1 pseudogene is annotated in these 310 nt (G+C 74.5%); it reads right to left on the bottom strand.

Annotated elements, in window-relative coordinates:
• Positions 1-281: pseudogene (locus tag G6556_RS19035) on the bottom strand (sugar ABC transporter substrate-binding protein); the annotation flags it as partial.
• Positions 282-310: the final 29 nt, after the last annotated feature.

The raw sequence follows: 310 nt of genomic DNA, 5'->3' as shown, positions 1-310 counted from the left end.
GCGACCCGGAGCTCGACGTCGTCGTACTGGTCGGCCTCCTTCTGGGCGGCCGTCGTGATCGCGCCCATCCAGCCGTGGTCGGCGGCCGGGGCGGAGAACCCGATGACGACCGTGTCGCCGGTCTCGTCGTTGTCGGACACGGCGACCGGGGCGGCGTCCGTGCCGCCGTCGTCCTCCTCCGCGGGGGCGTTGGAGGTGCAGGCCGCGAGGAACGCGACGGACAGCACGGCGGCCGGCGCGAGGACGCGGCCGCGGCGGCGCGTGGTGCGGGTGGTGGACATGGGATCTCCTTCGACGATGTCCGGGTCGT

The organism is Cellulomonas sp. IC4_254 (assembly GCF_011603975.1).
Lineage (GTDB): Bacteria > Actinomycetota > Actinomycetes > Actinomycetales > Cellulomonadaceae > Cellulomonas.
The sequence above is the reverse complement of the archived record's forward strand: the minus strand, read 5'-3'. Positions and strand labels throughout refer to the sequence as shown.